3 protein-coding genes are annotated in these 1,549 nt (G+C 40.7%); all 3 read right to left on the bottom strand.

The features are described from left to right. Positions 1–116: 116 nt before the first annotated feature. The gene (locus F607_RS0126940; protein ID WP_027710458.1) at positions 117–905 is read right to left on the bottom strand and encodes a substrate-binding periplasmic protein; all 789 of its coding nucleotides are present in this window, start codon (positions 903–905) and stop codon (positions 117–119) included. 16 nt (positions 906–921) lie between these two features. Then, positions 922–1,260: an HU family DNA-binding protein gene (locus F607_RS0126945; RefSeq protein ID WP_027710459.1), complete on the bottom strand. Its 339-nt coding sequence runs from the start codon at positions 1,258–1,260 to the stop codon at positions 922–924. 101 nt (positions 1,261–1,361) lie between these two features. After that, positions 1,362–1,549, bottom strand: a 188-nt coding sequence (locus F607_RS35035; RefSeq protein ID WP_027710314.1) for a type II toxin-antitoxin system VapC family toxin, incomplete at its 5' end; no start/stop codon positions are given.

Raw genomic sequence — 1,549 nt, forward strand, 5'->3', positions numbered from 1 at the left:
TGGTTTTCATTAGACATGAGTTAATTCAGGTTATAACCACTAACAGTATTGCTTTACCTGCAATGCCTTAGCTTCTAAATGGCCAAAGTCGAGATGATATAAGGCCGTTTTTCACCTTAATCCTCAACGGGAAACCCATGCCTAAGTAAAATTTTCTGGTAAAGACCTTGTTTTTTCAGTAGGGCAAACCCTTCTTCGAACGTTTGATGAATGTGTTTGGCTTGAGGGGTTTTCTTTGAAATCGCTAAATGTACTGAAATATCTTTCAGCATAAGCGGATGTTGTTTATATTGGTTGATCAATATAGGGTATGAACGATTAACATAGAATTGCATGACGCGCTTATCCGCTGCAATTAGCTCAACTCGGTCAATTAACAATAGTTTAATAATTTTTTTAGCGCTGACCTCTTCATGTTTATTCAGATAGTCAGCATGATCAAATTCCTCTGAGTAGTGATATCCTCTAACGATACCTATACGGTAGGGTGAAAGGTCTTTCAGTGTTTTAAACTGAATATTGCTGGATTTTTTACTAAATAAATACTGTCGACTGTGTATGATCGCGGAGGAGTAGATGAAGTACTGTTCTCTTTCGGGGACATAATACGCTCCTAACAGACCTTCATATTTTCCCTGTTTAGTCAGCTCAAAGGCGCGTTTCCATGAGGTGTAGATAATAAATACCGTCTTACCTTGTAGCTTGAAAGCCTGCCTGACAACCTCTGAGAAAAAGCCACCGTCAGCCAGATGCTCACCATAGTAGGGAGGCCACGAATCCGTCGCTAACAGATAATCGAAATCCCTGTTCTCTTTGGCATAGGATGTAGCCAAACAAAGCAGAGGCAAATAACTCACATATTTTAAGAGAGAAGCGCGCAGGCTTAGGCGTGGTAAAAAGGACATTACAAATCCACTCTACCTAAGACCCAGTAAAGTCCTTAAGCCTTTTCAAGGGTTGAATTCTCACTTGCATTGAAGCTGGCTTGGCTTTAAACATCATCTCTTCACCGGTAAAGGGGTTCACGCCTTTTCTGGCTCTAACAGCAGGTTTTTTCTTGGTTTTAATCTTGAATAGGCTAGGGAATACAAATTCACCACAGCCACGCTTGCTGATATGCCACCCCATAATATCGGCAAGCGACTCCATCACAGCATCAACTTCTTTCTTGGAGAGTTCAGTCGTTTCAGCAATTTCACTGAGCAGCTGGCCCTTGGTGAAAGGTTCTTGAACGGCGGTTTTTTTACGAGAGGATGCCATAAGCGTATACCCTCAACGGTAGAAATTTATTGCATTCATGATCCTTAACACTACTTAATGTGTAGTATGTATTTGTGGCCAGGTAAAATTAATCAACTAAATTATATTTTCCAAATCAGCTCGCTATAATCATCTAGTTTATTATCAGCTGTCATCAACTTCATGGGTTCAGTAATAGCTTGAGCAACCAGCAATCTATCGAATGGGTCTTTATGAATAGGAGGCAGTTGTAGAAGAGCTTCTGTATGCTCTCCTTTAACGGGTAGCTCTACAAACCCACTCTCCTTTG

Origin of the sequence: Zooshikella ganghwensis DSM 15267 (assembly GCF_000428585.1) — a bacterium.
Taxonomy (GTDB): Bacteria; Pseudomonadota; Gammaproteobacteria; order Pseudomonadales; family Zooshikellaceae; genus Zooshikella; species Zooshikella ganghwensis.